Raw genomic sequence first — 19,572 nt, 5'->3', positions numbered from 1 at the left:
AAGCAATACTAACTTTCAAAAACTTAAATAAACATCAAAATCTATTAAAAAAACTTCAGTTATAATGAAAAAATACGAACAAACAGAATACAAAATCAATGAGATATTACGTGTTATTTATATTTTATCGTTTAATATTTACTCTTGGTATTGGCTCTATAAAATTATTTTCATAAATAAATCAAATTGGGAAGATTACCTTAATTGGTTCTTTGTAGTTGCCGGAGTACATTTCTTCGCAAAAGATCATAAAAAGTTTTGGTCGAAAGATGTGAAAAAGATTTCAGATATAATAAACCCGAATATCAAATAATTATAAACATTAACAAAAACAAACACCCAACTACACATATATCCAACGCAAAGACTAGCCCGGAAATATCTCCCTTGCCCACAACAATAAGAAAGCTACTTATTTTCAAATACTTTTTCGACTTTCATGCGAAGTTTTCCCGACCAAACAGATAAACCAATACAATCTCAGTATTGAAATACTTTCCGCACCCCAACCACAAGCCAACAACTTCATTTCTTTAAATAATTTTATCTCTCCCAAAACAAAAAAGAAAGAAAAAGACTTCGAGTAGCATAAGAAAAACATAGTCATATTATTCAAAAATTTGGATTATTTTGTCATTTACATCGTTATCGTTGACTTCGCCCCAATTTCGCTCCCGGAATTATTTTTTTATTTAATTTTTTAAAAATACTTTTACTTACACATTAAAAAACTAAAAACAAAAAATTACATCTAAAAAATTATGAATTCTGAAAATTCACAAACCAAATGGGGGCAATTTATTTCCCTTGTAACCGTATTTTTCTTCTGGGGATTTGTTGGTTCTGCCAATGATATATTAATCCCGGTATTTAAAAAAGTATTCACCCTGTCACAGGTACAATCGCAATTAGTAGCCTGGGCATTTTATGCCGCTTATTTTGTAGGTTCCATCATCTTTTTTCTGGTATCTCTAAAATCAGATGTTTTACAAAAATTTGGATACAAAAAAACACTGGCAGCCGGTTTGACACTTTCTGCATTTGGTTCGTTTTTATTTGTTCCTGCAGCAACAATGGAAAGTTTTCCGTTCTTTCTAACTGCGCTATTTACCGTTGGTTTAGGATTTTCGATCCAACAAATTGTAGCCAACCCATTAGCTATCAAAATGGGAAGCCCTACAACGGGAGCGCATCGTTTAACATTAGCCGGCGGTGTCAATTCATTCGGAACCACTATTGGTGCTATTTTATTAGGAATTGCTCTTTTTGGGATGGGGAGCAATAAAGAAACAACACTTTCATTAGAAGACATCAAACTACCGTTTATTATTCTGGGATTAGCCTTTATTTTAGTGGCGCTTTTTATGCTTTTTTCTAAAATTGAAGATCCTGCCAAAGAAGAAGAAATAAAAATTGAAGCCGGAAGTAAAGCATTTAAAATCAAAGATTACCCACAATTGTATTTGGGAATGATTGCTATTTTCATCTATGTAGGAACCGAAGTAAGCATTATAAGCAATCTTCCTGCCTTGTTAAAAACCGCCGAATTTGGAAACATTCTGGAAGAAGCCATTCCTCCATTTATTGCTTTGTACTGGGGAAGTTTGATGATTGGACGCTGGAACGGAGGCGTAAATGTTTTTAACACTTCAAAAACAACTACCATAGCACTTAAATTTATTGTTCCTGCCCTTGCTTTTGGGGTAATCATAGCTACTAATATTTTTGCTGAACATGATGTTAATGCTTTCTACATCTACCCTGTCTGGATTTTAATTTTTATTCTGATTAGCTTTATTGGCGGAAAAAATGCCGGAAAAACATTGATGCTTTTTGGTCTTTCAGGATTGGTGATGATGTTTTTAGGATTAATTTATCCTGATAGAGAAATCGCTAAATTCTTTTTTATCTCCGGAGGATTGTTCTTATCCATTATGTGGCCTTCTATTTTCGACTTAGCTATCGCCGGATTAGGAAAAAATACCGGAAAAGCTTCTTCTTTTCTGATTATGATGATTTTAGGAGGCGGTGTAATTCCTTTAGTTCAGGGAAGAATCTGTGATTTTGACTTAAGCAACCCGGAAGGAATTTTTGGCATTTCCTGGACTCATTTCTCTTATATTATTCCGCTTTTAGGTTTTGCCTATCTGGCTTTTTACGGTTTTTACTGCCCTAAAATTCTAAAAAAACAAGAAATAACCCATATCGAATCCGAAGGTGGAGGACATTAAAAATCCTGATATATCCTAAAAACAAAGCCGTCAAAATTTATTTTTTTGACGGCTTTTTAGTTTTAAATTTAAACTAAAATTAAAATGATATTCGTTTCGACAATTTAACTTAAAAAAAATATATTTGTTCAAAATTTTTGAAAATGAAAAAACAACTACTCCTACTTTCTATTTTGTTCCTTATCCTTTCCTGCGGTGTAAAACAAACAAGAAACCTGTTAACTTCAGGAAATTATGACGAAGCTATTGATAATGCTATCCATAATTTACGTTCCAATAAAGACAAAAAAAGCAATCAGGATTATGTTTATTTATTAGAAGAAGCCTTTTTTAAAGCCAAAGAAAGAGATTTAAACAGTTTGAATTTACTGGAACAGGATAAAAATCCTGCGAATCTGGAAAAAATATACAACACTTACATACAACTTGATAACCGTCAGGAAAAAATTAAACCTTTGCTTCCTTTACAACTTCTTAAAGAAGGTAAAAATGCCAAATTTCCATTCGACAATTACAACAAACAAATTGTTGACAGTAAGATTGCTTTATCCAAATATTTGTATGCAAACAGTCTGGCTTTATTGAAATCACCGAATAAAATGGATATTAGAAAAGCTTATGATGATTTAGAATATTTGAACCAAATAAATCCTAATTATCAAAACACTTTACAACTACAGGAAGAAGCGCTAAATAAAGGACGTTATTATGTAAATGTAATTTTGCGTAATCAGACAAACATGGTGATTCCTGTGGCTTTGCAAAATGACTTACTGGATTTTAATACTTTGGGAATGAACGACAAATGGACGGTATATCATAACAACATTCAAAAAGGGATTAAATACGACTACCAATTAATAATGAATTTCAGAGAAATCAACATTAGTCCTGAGCAAATAAAAGAGAAGGAATTTGTTAAAGAAAAACAAATCAAAGACGGTCAGAAAAACCTTTTAGACAAAGACGGTAAAGTTGTTAAAGACGGTAAGGGAAATATTATTAAAGTAGACAACTTTAAAACAGTTACTATCAGAATTAATGAATTCAACCAATACAAAGGATGTCAGCTAACCGCCAATATCGATTACGTTGACTTTAAAAACAAACAATTATTACAAACATTCCCTTTAACCGCCGAATCTGTTTTTACTAACGGATACGCCACTTACAAGGGGGATAAACGGGCTACTGACGAAGCGTATTATTCTTATTTTGACAGAAGATTGATTCCGTTTCCAAGCAACGAACAAATGATTTACAATACGGGGGAAGATTTAAAATCCAAACTAAAAGGAATTATCACCAAAAACCGATTCCAATAAGTCTTTAAATATCAATAATTTAAACGCAAAAAGGATTCTCTGTAAAGAAATGTTAAAATAAACGACAAATCAATGTTAGGTTTAAAAAATATGTGTACTTTTGCACCAATGAATTATAAAAGTGCACATATTACCTTTTTGTCACGGTTAAACGAAGCTATTACTTCGCCCGAAGTACGGATACTTGCTTAGTATCCAGGTGTTTTTCGTTTAATTATTCATTATTTTATTATTACCAAAATTGAAATTACAGCCGTTATCCATTGGATTAACCTTTACTAAAAGCAAAAAATTAGCCTTTTTATATTCCTACATTTTTTCTTGTTGGTTTTATTATGTTAATTTTGCAGTCAATTTCAAAATAGGTTCAGTATTGAATTATAATTATTTCACATTTTTTAACTCAAAATTCATCTCTTGAAATGAATATATCTATTGTTATAGCTCAGGAAGAACATTTTAAGTATGCACAAATTATTTGTGATACTATAGAAACGTCTGCCCTATTGAGAGGAACCGGAATAGCAAAAAGAACCCCTGAGTATGTCCAAAAGAAAATGGAAAACAGGGATGCCGTTATCGCTTTGGATAAAAACGGTGATTTTGCTGGTTTCTGCTATATCGAAAGTTGGCAACATGGTAAGTTTGTTGCTCACTCCGGATTAATTGTACATCCTGATTTTAGAAATTTAGGTTTAGCCAAAAAAATCAAAACCTTTGTTTTTAATTATTCATTAAAAAAATATCCGGGAGCCAAGGTTTTCGGTATCACTACCGGTTTAGCGGTAATGAAAATTAATTCCGACTTAGGCTACAAACCGGTACCTTTTTCTGAATTAACCAGCGATCCTACATTTTGGTCCGGTTGTAAAACCTGTACCAATTTTGAAATACTAAAAAGCAAAGACTACAAAATGTGTCTTTGTACCGGTATGCTTTACGATCCGGCCGAAAAGCCAAAAGATCCGCCTAAGCACCCGTTCAATGTTAGGATTTGGAATAGATTGAAAAAAATCAAACAAGCATTGTTTTTAGAATAAAGAAAACGAATAAAATAAATTTATATATAATCAGCTAAATACGAAGCTTATAAAACAGATTAGTAGATAGCCAATAGATCAAGAAAAATGAAAAAAGTTGTATTAGCTTATAGTGGAGGTTTAGATACCTCATATTGCCTTAAATATTTAAAAAATGAACAAGGATATGAAGTTCACACCGTATTAATTAATACAGGAGGTTTTGATGATGCAGAATTAGATGCAATTGAAAAAAGAGCCTACGAATTAGGAAGCGCTAAACACGCTAACCTTACCATTTTAGACAAATATTATGATAAAGCTATCAAATATTTGATTTATGGAAATGTATTAAAAAACAATACTTACCCACTATCTGTTAGTGCTGAACGTGTTTTTCAGGCTATCGAAGCAATTAAATATGCTAAATCTGTTGGTGCAACTGCAATCGCTCACGGAAGTACAGGTGCAGGAAACGACCAAATTCGTTTTGATTTAATTTTCCAAACGATTGCTCCTGAAATCGAAATCATCACTCCTATCCGTGACTTGAAATTATCAAGACAGGAAGAAGTAGATTACTTAATCAAAAACGGAGTACATTATTCTTGGGAAAAAGCGCAATATTCTATCAATAAAGGTCTTTGGGGAACTTCTGTTGGAGGTAAAGAAACTTTAACTTCAAAAGATCCGTTACCAAGTGAAGCTTATCCTTCTCAATTACAAAAAGAAGGTGAAGAGAAAGTAACTTTGGAATTCAAAAAAGGAGAATTGGTAGCTATCAACGGAGTTGCTGACAAACCTTCAAACAATATTGTAGCTTTAGAAAAATTAGCTGGTGCTTACGCTATTGGTAGAGATATTCACGTAGGTGATACTATCATCGGAATCAAAGGAAGAGTTGGTTTTGAAGCTGCTGCTCCGTTAATCATCATCAAAGCACACCATTTATTAGAGAAACACACTCTTGGAAAATGGCAACAATACTGGAAAGAACAACTAGGAAACTGGTACGGAATGTTATTCCACGAAGGTCAATTTTTGGATCCGGTAATGCGTAACATTGAGAGTTTCTTAGAAGATACTCAAAAAACAGTAAACGGAAAAGTATTTGTTTCATTGAAACCTTACCACTTTTCATTAGACGGAATTGAATCAGAAAATGATTTAATGAATACTGGTTTTGGTCAATACGGAGAAATGAACAATGCCTGGACATCGGAAGACGCTAAAGGATTTATAAAGATTTTAGGTAATGCTCAAAACATTTTCTCTTCAGTAAATAAAGAGACTTACGAGTAATTTTTAAATAAAAAATTGCCACAGATTAAAAAGATTAAAAGGATTTAATCTGTGGTAATCATTTTAATCTGTGGCTATAAATTTAAAAGCCAAAATAAAATGTTTTAAAACAAACGATTATGATTACTATTGGAATAATTGGAGGTTCAGGATATACAGCAGGAGAATTAATAAGAATCCTGATGTTTCACCCGAATGCCAAATTAGATTTTGTTTACAGTACAACTAATGCCGGAAAACCGCTTTCGACAGCGCACCACGATTTGATGGGTGATATTGAAATGAATTTTACCGACACTATCAATCCTAATGTAGATGTGCTTTTCTTGTGTTTAGGACACGGGAAATCAATTTCGTTTTTAGAGAATAACAAATTCTCTGATACTACAAAAATTATCGACTTAGGAAATGATTTCCGTTTGACAAAAGATAAAAATTTCGATGGAAAATCATTTGTTTACGGCTTGCCTGAACTAAACAAAACCGATATTAAATCAGCAAATTATATTGCTAATCCGGGTTGTTTTGCTACCGCTATCCAATTGGCTTTATTGCCATTAGCAGCTGATGGTAAGTTGACTGAAGATGTCCATATTAATGCAACCACAGGAAGTACAGGTGCCGGTGTTGGCTTGGCGGCTACTTCGCATTTCAGTTGGAGAAACAACAATTTCTCTCACTACAAAGCATTTGAACACCAGCATTTGGGCGAAATCAACCAAAGCTTGAAACAGTTGCAGGCATCTTTCAGTGACGAATTGATTTTTATTCCAAACAGAGGAGATTTTCCAAGAGGAATTTTTGCAACCTTATATACAAAATCGGAAGAGAGTTTAGAAGATTTGGTTGCCAAATACGAAGCTTTTTATGCCGATCAGCCATTTGTAACGGTTACTACTACTAACATTAATATGAAACAGGTAGTTCAAACCAACAAATGTATTATTAGTTTAATGAAAAAAGGAAACCGGGTTTTAATAACTTCTGTTATTGATAATTTACTCAAAGGCGCCTCTGGGCAAGCCGTTCAAAACATGAATTTAATGTTTGGATTGGATGAAACTACAGGATTGCATTTGAAACCGTGTGGATTCTAAAAATGTTTGTGGTTTGTTGTTTATAGTTTGTCGTTGTTCTGCGATTATAAACTATGAAAAACAAACTATAAACCAAAAACAATAAACTATAAATAGTAAAAAAAATGAACTTATTTGACGTTTACCCATTATACCCTATTACGCCAGTAAAAGCTGTAGACTGCACTATTTACGACGATAAAGGAATCGAATATTTAGATTTATACTCTGGTCACGGAGTAATTTCTATCGGACATACCCAACCGGATTATGTTGAGAAAGTAAAAGAGCAATTGGATAATTTGAGTTTTTACTCGAATGCTATCCAAAATCCGTTACAGGTAGAATTAGCTGAAAAATTAGGAAAAGCTTCAGGCTTAACTGATTTCAGTTTGTTTTTATGCAGTTCAGGTGCTGAAGCCAATGAAAACGCATTAAAATTAGCTTCTTTCCATACGAATAAATCAAGAGTTATTGCTTTTGACAATTCGTTTCACGGAAGAACTTCTGCGGCAGTTGCAGTAACCGATAACAAAAAAATTGTTGCACCGTTGAATGCACAACAAGAAGTTACTTTTTTACCGTTAAACCAAATCGAACTGGTTGAAGCTGAATTACAAAAAGGTGATGTTTGTGCGGTTATCATCGAACCTATCCAGGGAGTTGGTGGTTTAGATCAGGGAACAACGGAGTTTTTTCAGGCTTTGGAAAAAGCTTGTAAAGCTAACGATGTAATTTTGATTTTAGACGAAGTACAATCAGGTTACGGAAGAAGCGGAAAGTTTTTTGCTTTTCAACACCACGGAATTAATCCGGATATTATAACTACTGCTAAAGGAATGGGGAACGGTTTCCCTATTGGAGGTGTTTTGATTTCTCCTAAATTCCAGGCAAGTTATGGTTTATTAGGAACTACTTTTGGCGGAAGTCATTTGGCTTGTGCTGCAGGAATTGCGGTTTTGGATGTGATGGCTGACAAAAAATTAATCGAAAACACCAACAAAGTATCAGAATACTTTTTTGAAGCGATTAAAGTGATACCTGAAATCAAAAAGGTAAAAGGAAGAGGACTGATGTTAGGAGTTGAATTTGACTTTGACGTGAGTGCTTTGAGAAAGAAAATGATTATCGAAAAATATATTTTTACGGGTGGAGCCAACAATAAAAACTTGTTGAGAATCCTTCCTCCGCTAACGATTACTACTGACGCTATTGATACTTTTATCGTGGCCTTACAGGAATCATTAGCTGAATTACAAGCATAAGTTTTTTTAAACTTAAAAAACAAAAAACAATGAACACAATACTTCCAATCGAAAAAAGAAATGCCGTTTTAACCACAATGGCAGCTTTGTTAGAGCAAGAAAGAGAAGCGTTAAAAAGCATCAACCAACAGGATTTAGCCAATTATAATGGTGAAGATTTAGCAATGGAAAAACGTTTGCTGGTTGACGATGCTAAGGTTGACGGCATGATTCTTTCTGTACAACAATTAGCCGGTCAGGAAGATCCTGTGGGACAGGTTCGTTATGAATTTACTCATGACAACGGCATGAGAATCAGCAATAAAACCGCTGCTTTTGGAACTATTTTAATCATATACGAATCCCGTCCGGATGTAACCGTTGAAGCGGGAGGAATTGCTTTTAAATCAGGAAACAAAATCCTTTTAAAAGGCGGAAAAGAATCTTTGCTTTCTAATCAAAAGATTGTTAGTCTTTGGCATCAGGCCTTAGAAAGCAATGGAGTTTCGACTGACTGGGTAGAATATTTGAATTATGACCGAGTTCAAACTCAGGCTTTTCTTGAAAAACCAACACAAAGAGTCGATTTAATCGTTCCTCGCGGTGGTGAAAAACTGATTGAATTTACTAAAAAACACGCCAGCTGTCCGGTAATTGTAAGTGGTCGTGGAAATAATTTTGTGTATGTCAATGCCGATGCCGATTTAGACAAAGCAATGAACATTGTTATCAATGGAAAAACCTCAAACATATCAGTTTGCAACGCTTTAGATAAAGTTTTAATTGATACGAATTTGCCAAATTGGGAAGCTTTTGCAAAACAATTAGTAAGCGAATTAGAGAAATTTAAAGTTACAGTTTTGGGTGATGATTCAGTTGCCAAAGCTACAGGAATACAAGCCATTGAAAACGATTTGATTTGGTACGAAGAATTTTTGGATTACAAAATTGTTATCGGAACAGTAAACTCTAATCAGGAAGCAATTGCTAAAATCAATAAATACTGCGGCGGACACTCTGCTTCCATTATAACTGAAGACAAAGCAATTGCTCAGGAATTTATGGAAAGTATTGATGCTTCATCTGTTTACCATAATGCCTCTACCCGATTTACTGACGGTGGACAGTTTGGTCTTGGAGGAGAGTTAGCAATCAGTACCGATAAATTACACCAACGCGGACCAATTGGTTTACAGCATTTGGTAACCAATAAATGGTATATTTACGGCGAAGGACAAATTCGTTAGTTTGCAGTGTTCGGTTGTCAGTTGTGAGTTGTCAGTTCGAGCGCAATCGAGAACAAAAAAGATTTAAATACTACTTTGTGAACCTTGTTTTATAAAGTAAAAGAAATAAAAAACTTTGTGCACTTTGCGATTAGCTTTGTGTACTTTGTGGTTAAAAAAGCCCTTTGCGGTTAAAACGATGGCTAAAAAAAGAATTTTATTAAAATTAGGAAGCAACACCTTAACCAAAGAAACCAATCATATTTCGAGAGGAAAGATTGAGGATATTGGTATGCAAATAGCGGCTTTAAACGATGAATATGAATTTATCATTGTAAGTTCCGGAGCCATTGCTGCAGCCAAACAATTTGTAAAATTAGACAATAACGACAAAGATGTTTTTGTAAAACAGGCTTTGGCTTCTATTGGTCAGCCACATTTGATGCGGATTTACAATGAAAACTTCAAGGATTTAGGCTTGAATACTTCGCAATGTTTGCTTTCGTATTCTGATTTTGAAAAAGAACAAACCAAGAAGAACATCGTAAACACCATCAATGTATTAGTCAAAAACAATTACATCCCGATTATCAATGAAAATGACACCGTTGCTACGGATGAAATTAAATTTGGTGACAACGATAAATTAGCTGCTTTAACAGCAGTTTTGCTGAAAGTAGATATTTTAATTATTGCCACGAATACTAACGGTATTTACACCAAAGCATCGATTCACGATGAATTTCCTGAAACCATTGAATTAGTAAATGATTTAAAGGTTTTGCAAAAAGAAATTGGGGATTCAAAATCTTCCCATGGAACCGGCGGAATGCAGTCTAAAATTGATTCGGCTGCCATTGCCAAAGAAGCAAAAATCGAAACCTGGGTGGTAAACGGCTTAGAAGATAATTTTATCTTAAAAGCTTTAAAAAACGAAATTGCATTTACGAAGATTGTATAGAAAATGTTGATTCGGTTAATCGTTAATTCGGTTAATCGATTAAACAAATAACCGATTAAACTATAAGATAATGAACTTTTTATCCATACAAGACATAGACTCACTCGACAAATGGGTGAAACAAGCGCTCAAAATCAAAAAAAATCCGCTTAAAAAGAAAAAATTAGGAAAGAACAAAACCTTAGGGATGTTGTTTTTTAATTCCAGTTTAAGAACCCGTTTGAGTACGCAAAAAGCAGCTATGAATTTGGGTATGAACGTAATTGTAATGAATTTTAACAGCGAAGGCTGGACACTGGAATTCGAAGACGGAGCCGTGATGAATCAGGGTTCGTCAGAGCATATCAAAGAAGCCGCAGCCGTTGTTTCTCAATATTGTGATATCATAGCTATCAGAGCTTTTGCAGGATTGGTAGACAAAGAAAAAGACAATGCTGAAACGGTAATTTCCGGTTTCATGAAATACGCTTCTGTGCCGGTTGTGAACATGGAAAGTGCTACAGGACATCCAATGCAATCTCTTGCTGATGCGATTACAATGGCGGAACACAAAACCAAACACAGAGCAAAAGTGGTTTTAACCTGGGCTCCGCATCCAAGAGCTTTGCCTCAGGCAGTTCCAAATTCTTTTGTGGAAATGATGCAAAAGCAAAAAGACATGGATTTTGTAATTACGCATCCGGAAGGCTACGAACTGAATCCTGAAATCACTAAAGATTCAGTAATTGAATACGATCAAAATAAGGCTTTTGAAAATGCTGATTTTATCTATGCCAAAAACTGGAGCAATTACAAAGAATACGGAAAAATCACTAATACTGATCCAAACTGGACCGTTACTGCTGAGAAAATGGCTTTAACTAACAATGCTAAATTCATGCACTGTTTGCCTGTTAGAAGAAATGTAATTGTTACTGATGAAGTAATCGACAGCGAGAATTCAGTTGTTATCGAACAAGCTAATAACAGAACGTATTCAGCTCAGTTAGTTCTACAAAAAATATTAGAAAATGGAAAAAAATAAGCAACCATTATCTATCATAAAAATCGGTGGAAACATCATTGATAATCCTGCAGAATTAACTAATTTCTTAGCAGATTTTTCTAAGATTGAAGGCAATAAAATCTTGGTTCACGGTGGCGGAAAATCAGCTACTAAAATGGCGCAAAGCATCGGCTTAGTCCCTCAAATGATTGAAGGAAGAAGAATTACCGATAAACCAATGCTGGATGTAGTGGTTATGATTTACGCTGGAGAAATCAACAAAAATATAGTAGCCCAATTACAGGCTAATAACACCAATGCAATGGGATTTTCGGGTGCTGACGGAAATTTAATCCAATCCACCAAAAGAAATCATCCAACCATTGATTACGGTTTTGTAGGCGATGTTCAAAAAGTAAATACCCCTTTATTGCAAACTTTAATCAATAGCGGAATTGTTCCTGTTTTTTGTGCCATTACGCACGATAAAAACGGGCAATTATTAAATACTAATGCTGACACTATTGCCAGCGAATTGGCCATTGCAGCTTCAGAAGTTTTTGAAGTTACTCTGAATTATTGTTTTGAAAAAGCCGGTGTTTTAACAGATGTTGAGGATGAGGATTCAGTAATTCAGCAAATCAATTCTGAACTTTATTCGCAATTAAAAGAAGAAGGTGCCATTCATTCGGGAATGATTCCAAAATTAGACAACTGCTTCAACAGCCTGTCCAAAGGAGTGCAAAAAATAAAAATTGGTCATCACAGAATGTTACAAAATAAAGCGGCATTGCATACTACAATAACTTTATGAAAAACATAGCAACTCTTACCCAAGAAGCCATTGCGTTATTAAAGGCGCTAATTGAAACCCCTTCCTTTTCGAGTGAAGAAGATCAAACAGCACTTTTAATCGAAAATTGGTTTACTCAAAATAACATTCCTTTCGAAAGAGAAAACAATAACATTTGGGCTTTCAATAAAAATTTTGACAAAAACAAACCAACTATACTTTTAAACTCCCATCACGATACGGTAAGACCTAATAAATCGTACACTAAAGATCCATTTAAAGCCATCGTTGAAGACGGTAAATTATTTGGTTTAGGAAGTAATGATGCCGGAGGTTGTCTGGTTTCTTTGATTGCAACTTTTACACATTTTTATGCCAGCGAAAATTTACCTTACAATATCGTAGTGGTAGCTTCGGCAGAAGAAGAAAGCAGTGGTAAAAATGGATTGAACAGTGTTTTAAAACATTTACCGGAATTAGAATGCGCCATTGTAGGGGAACCAACATTAATGCAATTAGCAGTAGCCGAAAAAGGTTTATTAGTTTTGGATGTTAAAGTAAACGGAACAGCCAGTCACGCGGCCCACAATAATCCTGACAATCCAATTTATAATACATTGCCGATAATCGAATGGTTTAAAAACTACCAATTCGAAAAAATATCCGAGGTTTTAGGTCCTGTAAAAATGACCGTAACTCAGATCAATGCAGGAAAACAACACAACGTAGTTCCGTCAGAATGCGAATTAGTGGTAGATATCCGCGTAAACGACTGCTACAATAACACCGAAATTTTAGCGACTGTCAGAGAAAATGTGAATGCCGAAGTAAATCCGCGTTCAATGCACTTAAATGCTTCTTCTATCCCGGTATCTCACGGATTAGTACAGGCAGGAATTGCATTAGGCCGCACTACTTATGGCTCTCCTACCCTTTCAGATCAATCCGTTTTATATTGTAAATCCCTAAAATTAGGACCTGGAGACAGTTTACGTTCACACTCAGCGGATGAATTTATTTATATCAATGAAATCGAAGAAGGAATCGAATTGTACATCAAAATACTTTCTGATTTCTTTAAAAATATTTAGTAGCTAATCCCGCTATCAGCTTTATCTTTCCCTGCTTAAAGAAAGCAGGAAAAGGATATCGCTTCTATCGGGGCTAAGGATTTAGGAAACTAAGTCAATTTATAAAAATAAAAACTTTTTGAATCTTTGAGCTTCCTTTGCGAAACTCTGAGAAACAAAAAAATTACAGTTTGCATTTTTAAACACTATAAAAAATGACCCAACTTAATTACATTCAGGAAATTAAGCAAATACTTGCCAAAGCAAGATTTAATGCCTACCAAACCATCAATTCGGTAATGGTCGAGGCATATTGGGAAATTGGAAAAAGAATAGTGGAACAGGAACAAAATGGAGATAAAAAAGCTGCTTATGGTGAGTCTGTCTTAAAAGAACTTTCCATCAGTCTTACTGCCGAATTTGGAAAAGGTTTTTCTTCTGCAAATCTTCGTAATTTCAGGCAATTTTACCTTACTTATCCTGAAAATTCAATTTGCTACGCACTGCGTAGCAAATTGAGTTGGACACATCATAGATTAATAATGAGAGTCGAAAATGAAATGGCTAGAAATTATTATCTTCAGGAGAGTAGCGCACAAAATTGGAGTTCAAGAGTTTTAGAACGCAATATCAATACACTCTATTATCAAAGATTATTGTCTTCTCAAACACATTCTGAAATAATAAAAAATGAAGATAGCTCTCCAAAAATAGGCGATTTCATAAAAGACCCTTATGTTTTTGAATTTTTGAATATTACGCCAGCATCAAATGAATCTGAAAATGAAATTGAAACTGCTTTAATAGAAAATCTGCAACAATTCCTGATGGAATTAGGAAAAGGTTTTTCTTTTGTAGCCAGACAACAACGTATAAGTACCGAAACAGATCACTTTTATATCGATTTGGTTTTTTACAATTATTTACTAAAATGCTTTGTTTTATTCGATTTGAAAATAGGGAAACTCACTCATCAAGATATCGGTCAAATGGATATGTACAGACGAATGTACGATGATGTAAAAAAACCTGAAGGAGACAATCCTACAATTGGTATTATTTTATGTACTGAAAAAAGCGAAACAGTAGTAAAATATTCGATAATGCAAGAAACACCACAGCTTTTTGCAACTAAATATATGCCTTTTTTACCTACTGAACAGGAATTGATAGAAGAAATAGAAAGAGAGAAGATTAAACTAAAATTATTAGATAAATTTAAATAATTCAAAATAAAAACTTTGCGAATCTCTGAGTAATCTCTGAGTATCTTTGCGAAACAAAAAACACAATTATGAAACTTTGGGAAAAAGGAATACCTACTGATAAACAAATCGACTTATTTACTGTTGGAAACGACCGTGAATTAGATTTGATTTTAGCCAAACATGATGTAACCGGAAATATCGCTCAGGCCAAAATGCTTGCTAAAATTGGCTTGATTACCAATCAGGAATGTGAAGATTTATTAGGAGCATTGGCAGAAATCCAGGAAGATATCAAAGCCGGAAATTTTACTATCGAAGATTCATTTGAAGACGTACATTCAAAAGTTGAATATTTACTTACCCAAAAAGTAGGTGATGCCGGAAAAAAAATCCACACTGCCCGTTCCCGTAACGACCAGGTTTTAGTGGATATGAATTTGTACTTAAAAGAAGAAGTGCTGCAATTAAAACAACAGGTGAAATCACTTTTTGATTTATTAATGGCTTCTGCAGAAAAATACCAAAACGTTTTATTACCGGGTTATACGCATTTACAAATTGCAATGCCGAGTTCGTTTGGTATGTGGTTTTCAGCTTATGCTGAAAGTTTAATAGACGATATGAGTATGCTGAATGCTGCTTTAAAAGTAGTCGATCAAAATCCTTTAGGTTCTGCTGCAGGATACGGTAGCTCCTTCCCTATTGACCGAACGTTTACCACACAGGAAATGGGTTTCAGCACTTTAAAATACAATTCAGTTGCGGCACAAATGAGCCGCGGAAAATCAGAAAAAACAGTTGCTTTTGCAATGGCAAATGTAGCAGGGACTCTTTCAAAATTTGCTTATGACGTATGTTTATACATGAGTCAGAATTTTGATTTTATTGGCTTACCGGCCAATCTGACTACAGGATCAAGCATTATGCCTCATAAAAAAAACCCTGATGTATTTGAATTAATCCGTGGAAAATGCAACAAGATTCAGGCATTACCATACGAATTAACTTTAATTACAAACAACTTACCAAGCGGTTACCACAGAGATTTACAACTTTTAAAAGAAGGTGTTTTTCCTGCCATTCAAAACTTAAAAGCTTGTTTGGATATTGCTATTTTCTCCATTCCGGATATCAAGGTTAAAGAGAATATCTTAGAAGATAAGAAATACGATTATTTGTTTACCGTTGATACTTTGAACGAAATGGTTACAGCCGGAATTCCATTTAGAGATGCTTATAAAGAAGTAGCACTACAAATCGAAGCCGGAAATTACAAATCACCAAAAGCGACCAAACACTCACACGAAGGAAGTATCAACAACCTTTGTTTGAATGAAATAAAAGAGAAAATGGAGCAGGCTTTGTAAATACGATTCTTTTCAAAACTAAAAGCCACGAATTCACTAAATAATATTGGTGAATTCGTGGCTTTCTTTTTCTATGACTAAATTATTAACTAAAGCACACAAAATAAAAATCTGTATTAATCTGTGTAATCTGTGGCAAAAAAATTAACCGCAAAGCACACAAAGCTTTCCGCAAAGAGATTAAAGAAAATTTGTATAATTTGTGGTAAAATTTTAACAGCAAAGAATATCAAAACTTAAAAATCTTTGCGAAAAAACTTTGTACTCTTTGCGTTAAAAAAACAGCTAAACAAACTCCTTCAATCTTTCTGCATCAATATCAGAGTGCGAAGCATCATAAACTGCCTTTCCGTCTTTAATTAAAAGAATTTGTGGCGATTCGTGGTAAACATTAAATCGATTGGCTATTTCATTTGAAATCTCACGATAATTTAATAAATCTAAAAAATACGGCGTAACTATATCCTGTAAAGCAAATTCACTTTCAAATTGCTTCAGAGCCATTCTACTGATACTGCATCGGGTACTGTGTTTAAAAATAACCGCTGGTTTTTCATTAGAATTAAAAATAATTTCGCCTAATTGATTTAAATCGGTTAGATTTTCCCAATTAATTTTGGATTCCTGTTGTTTTGGAGCTTCATCGCTCCCGAAGATATTTTTTAAAAAACTCATATTTCGACTTATTTTCTGACTTTTTGACATTTGAAACTGATAAAAATCAGCTTTTAAATGCCTTTTTGTCCTTAAATTTACTATGGAATATAATTTGTCCCAACCTCTTGCAAAGTTAAGTAATATTAGTTGAAACAAAATCTATAAAACAAAATGAACATCAATAAATTTACAATCAAATCGCAGGAAGCCATTCAGCATTCGCAACAATTGGCTCAAAGTAATGGTCAGCAACAAATAGAAAACGAACACATTTTCAAAGCTATTTTTGAAGTCGATGAAAATGTGGCTCCTTTTATTTTGAAAAAACTCAATGTCAATGTGCCATTGTTTTTGCAAATTCTGGACAGTACTATTCAAAGTTTTCCTAAAGTTTCCGGAGGTGATATTATGCTTTCCAGAGAAGCAAATAAAGCCTTAACCGAAGCCGAAATTATCGCTAAAAAAATGAACGACGAATACGTTTCTATCGAACATTTAATCTTGTCTATTTTTGCTTCAAAATCGAAAGTAGCTCAAATCTTAAAAGATCAGGGCGTTACCGAAAAAGCATTAAAAGCCGCCATTGAAGAATTACGAAAAGGCGAAAGAGTAACTTCTGCTTCTGCCGAAGAAACTTATAATTCTTTGAATAAATACGCTAAAAACCTCAACGAATTAGCCCGATCAGGAAAACTGGATCCGGTTATTGGCCGTGATGAAGAAATTCGACGTGTATTGCAAATTTTAACCCGAAGAACTAAAAACAACCCAATGCTTGTGGGTGAACCCGGTGTGGGTAAAACAGCCATTGCTGAAGGTTTGGCACATCGTATTGTAGATGGTGACGTACCGGAAAATCTGAAAGAAAAAATCGTGTATTCTCTCGATATGGGAGCATTAATTGCGGGAGCCAAATACAAAGGAGAATTTGAAGAACGTTTGAAATCGGTGGTGAAAGAAGTAACTTCTGCCGAAGGGGATATTGTTTTATTTATTGACGAAATTCACACGCTTGTAGGTGCCGGAGGTGGCGAAGGTGCTATGGATGCGGCTAATATTTTGAAACCGGCTTTGGCTCGTGGTGAACTGCGCGCTATTGGGGCTACCACTTTGGACGAATACCAAAAATATTTCGAAAAAGACAAAGCCCTTGAAAGACGTTTCCAAAAAGTAATCATTGAAGAGCCGGATACCGAAAGTGCTATTTCGATTTTGCGTGGTATCAAAGAAAAATACGAAACACACCATCAGGTACAAATTAAAGACGAAGCGATTATAGCTGCGGTAGAATTGTCGCAACGCTACATTACCAATCGTTTTTTGCCGGATAAAGCCATCGACTTAATGGACGAAGCCGCTTCAAAAATCCGAATGGAAATCAACTCAAAACCTGAGGAATTAGATGTTTTGGATAGAAAAGTAATGCAGCTCGAAATCGAAATTGAGGCGATTAAACGTGAAAATGATGAAAATAAACTCAAAATTCTTGGCTTGGAATTGGCCAATTTAAAAGAAGAACGCAACAAGATTTTTGCCAAATGGAAATCAGAAAAAGACATCGTTGAAAACATTCAGGCGGTTAAAAAAGAAATTGAAGATTTTAAATACGAGGCTGAACGTGCCGAACGTGAAGGTGATTACGGAAAGGTAGCCGAAATCAGATACGGAAAAATCAAAGAAGCTCAGGAACGTCTGGAAGCTTTTAGTAAAGAATTACAGGAAAATCAATCAGGAGGAAGCTCTTTGATAAAAGAAGAAGTAACCCGTGAAGACATTGCCGAAGTGGTGGCCAAATGGACCGGAATTCCGGTGGTGAAAATGTTGCAGGGCGAAAGAGAAAAACTCCTGCATCTGGAAGAAGAACTACACCGTCGTGTGGTAGGTCAGGAAGAAGCCATAGAAGCCGTGAGTGATGCTGTACGCCGTAGCCGCGCCGGATTGCAGGATATGAAAAAACCGGTTGGTACTTTCTTATTCCTTGGAACCACGGGTGTGGGGAAAACCGAATTGGCAAAAGCTTTGGCCGAATACCTGTTTGACGACGAAAACGCCATGACCCGTATCGATATGAGCGAATATCAGGAACGTCACGCTGTGAGCCGTTTGGTAGGTGCGCCTCCGGGATATGTGGGTTATGATGAAGGTGGACAATTGACCGAAGCCGTGCGTAGAAAACCGTATTCAGTAATTTTGTTGGACGAAATTGAAAAAGCGCATCCGGACACCTTTAACATCCTGTTGCAGGTTTTGGACGAAGGACGTTTGACAGACAACAAAGGACGTTTGGCTGATTTTAAAAACTCCATTATCATCATGACTTCTAATATGGGAAGCCAGATTATTCAGGAGAAATTTGAAAACCTTAAAGGCGGAATTGAAGCCGCTACTGAGGCTGCTAAAACAGAAGTATTGGGATTATTGAAACAAACCGTTCGTCCGGAATTCATTAACCGTATTGATGAAATCGTGATGTTTACGCCGTTGACCAATGCCAATATTGCGCAAATTGTAGGATTGCAACTGAAATCGGTGACTAAAATGCTGGCACAACAAGGTATTACGATGGATGCTACTCCGGAAGCGATTGCTTACTTATCCGAAAAAGGATTCGACCCGCAGTTTGGCGCCCGTCCTGTAAAACGTGTGATTCAAAGAGAGGTTATGAACCAGTTGTCTAAGGAAATCCTTGCCGGTAAAATCACTACCGACAGTATCATCCTTTTAGATGCCTTTGACGGTCAATTGGTTTTCAGAAACCAAAGTGAGGCAGTCAATTAATAGTCATTGCGAGCGATAGCGAAGCACCCGAGCGCAGCGAATTGAGCTTTAGCTAATCTCACTAAGTAGCTCAACTTTTTGTGATTGCTTCGTTCCTCGCAATGACAGACAAGAAACATAATTTTCATAACACCAGTCCTAACCGATTGGTGTTTTTTTTTATTTAGGAGCAGAACGATGGTTTTTCATAACAGCTTCCCTCCTGCTGTACGCTCTATCTCTTGCGTCCGCTATCGCTTCCTCAAGAGGATGCCGCTTCCATCAGAGCTATTTAGAACTTTTGTTTTTCGAAGAAATAAATTATCTAGATTGTCCCGTGTTCCTTAATTT

Annotated in this window: 16 protein-coding genes; 15 read left to right on the top strand and 1 reads right to left on the bottom strand. The window is 35.1% G+C overall.

Features of this window, described 5'->3' with window-relative positions; genetic code table 11:
- Positions 1–64 precede the first annotated feature (64 nt).
- The 14 genes from IEV84_RS14350 to argH all read left to right on the top strand — a co-directional run bounded on the left by IEV84_RS14350 (position 65) and on the right by argH (position 15,807).
- Positions 65–313 (top strand): hypothetical protein, encoded by a 249-nt coding sequence (locus IEV84_RS14350; protein ID WP_188495111.1) that lies wholly within the window; start codon positions 65–67, stop codon positions 311–313.
- A gap of 448 nt (positions 314–761) precedes the next feature.
- A complete protein-coding gene (locus IEV84_RS14345) occupies positions 762–2,231 on the top strand; it encodes an MFS transporter (RefSeq protein ID WP_188495109.1) in 1,470 nt (489 codons plus the stop codon).
- 143 nt (positions 2,232–2,374) lie between these two features.
- Entirely contained in the window at positions 2,375–3,556 is a 1,182-nt protein-coding gene (locus IEV84_RS14340; protein ID WP_188495107.1) for a hypothetical protein, read from the top strand.
- Positions 3,557–3,978: 422 nt separating this feature from the next.
- Entirely contained in the window at positions 3,979–4,596 is a 618-nt protein-coding gene (locus IEV84_RS14335; RefSeq protein ID WP_071183295.1) for a GNAT family N-acetyltransferase, read from the top strand.
- Positions 4,597–4,683: 87 nt separating this feature from the next.
- On the top strand, positions 4,684–5,877 hold the full coding sequence (locus IEV84_RS14330; protein ID WP_188495105.1) for an argininosuccinate synthase: 1,194 nt from the start codon (positions 4,684–4,686) through the stop codon (positions 5,875–5,877).
- Between the two features lie 119 nt (positions 5,878–5,996).
- Positions 5,997–6,974 carry an N-acetyl-gamma-glutamyl-phosphate reductase gene (gene argC, locus IEV84_RS14325; protein WP_188495103.1) on the top strand — a complete coding sequence of 326 codons (978 nt, stop codon included), beginning with the start codon at positions 5,997–5,999 and terminating at the stop codon, positions 6,972–6,974.
- 104 nt (positions 6,975–7,078) lie between these two features.
- Complete coding sequence (locus tag IEV84_RS14320) at positions 7,079–8,218, top strand: aspartate aminotransferase family protein (RefSeq protein ID WP_188495101.1); 1,140 nt, start codon at positions 7,079–7,081, stop codon at positions 8,216–8,218.
- 29 nt (positions 8,219–8,247) lie between these two features.
- Positions 8,248–9,444, top strand: coding sequence for a glutamate-5-semialdehyde dehydrogenase (locus IEV84_RS14315; RefSeq protein WP_188495099.1), 1,197 nt, complete (start codon positions 8,248–8,250; stop codon positions 9,442–9,444).
- Positions 9,445–9,622: 178 nt separating this feature from the next.
- Positions 9,623–10,384, top strand: coding sequence for a glutamate 5-kinase (proB, locus tag IEV84_RS14310; protein ID WP_066329147.1), 762 nt, complete (start codon positions 9,623–9,625; stop codon positions 10,382–10,384).
- A 70-nt stretch (positions 10,385–10,454) separates the two neighbouring features.
- Positions 10,455–11,408, top strand: a complete 954-nt coding sequence (locus IEV84_RS14305) for an N-acetylornithine carbamoyltransferase (protein ID WP_066329145.1) — start codon at positions 10,455–10,457, stop codon at positions 11,406–11,408.
- Positions 11,395–12,183, top strand: coding sequence for an acetylglutamate kinase (gene argB, locus IEV84_RS14300; protein ID WP_188495097.1), 789 nt, complete (start codon positions 11,395–11,397; stop codon positions 12,181–12,183). Before IEV84_RS14305 ends, argB begins: the two co-directional genes overlap by 14 nt.
- Entirely contained in the window at positions 12,180–13,253 is a 1,074-nt protein-coding gene (locus IEV84_RS14295; RefSeq protein WP_188495096.1) for a M20 family metallo-hydrolase, read from the top strand. Before argB ends, IEV84_RS14295 begins: the two co-directional genes overlap by 4 nt.
- A 194-nt stretch (positions 13,254–13,447) precedes the next feature.
- A complete protein-coding gene (locus tag IEV84_RS14290) occupies positions 13,448–14,458 on the top strand; it encodes a PDDEXK nuclease domain-containing protein (RefSeq protein WP_188495093.1) in 1,011 nt (336 codons plus the stop codon).
- A 68-nt stretch (positions 14,459–14,526) separates the two neighbouring features.
- Positions 14,527–15,807: an argininosuccinate lyase gene (gene argH / locus IEV84_RS14285; protein ID WP_188495091.1), complete on the top strand. Its 1,281-nt coding sequence runs from the start codon at positions 14,527–14,529 to the stop codon at positions 15,805–15,807.
- A 285-nt stretch (positions 15,808–16,092) separates the two neighbouring features.
- Here argH and ytxJ read toward each other — a convergent pair whose 3' ends face one another.
- On the bottom strand, positions 16,093–16,482 hold the full coding sequence (gene ytxJ, locus IEV84_RS14280) for a bacillithiol system redox-active protein YtxJ (protein ID WP_188495089.1): 390 nt from the start codon (positions 16,480–16,482) through the stop codon (positions 16,093–16,095).
- Between the two features lie 153 nt (positions 16,483–16,635).
- On the opposite strand from ytxJ, the gene clpB reads away from it, so the two are divergent.
- A complete protein-coding gene (gene clpB, locus IEV84_RS14275; protein WP_188495087.1) occupies positions 16,636–19,242 on the top strand; it encodes an ATP-dependent chaperone ClpB in 2,607 nt (868 codons plus the stop codon).
- The last annotated feature ends 330 nt before the right edge of the window (positions 19,243–19,572 follow it).

Origin of the sequence: Flavobacterium palustre (assembly GCF_014639535.1) — a bacterium.
Taxonomy (GTDB): domain Bacteria; phylum Bacteroidota; class Bacteroidia; order Flavobacteriales; family Flavobacteriaceae; genus Flavobacterium; species Flavobacterium palustre.
This window is presented reverse-complemented; position numbering and strand designations above follow the sequence as displayed.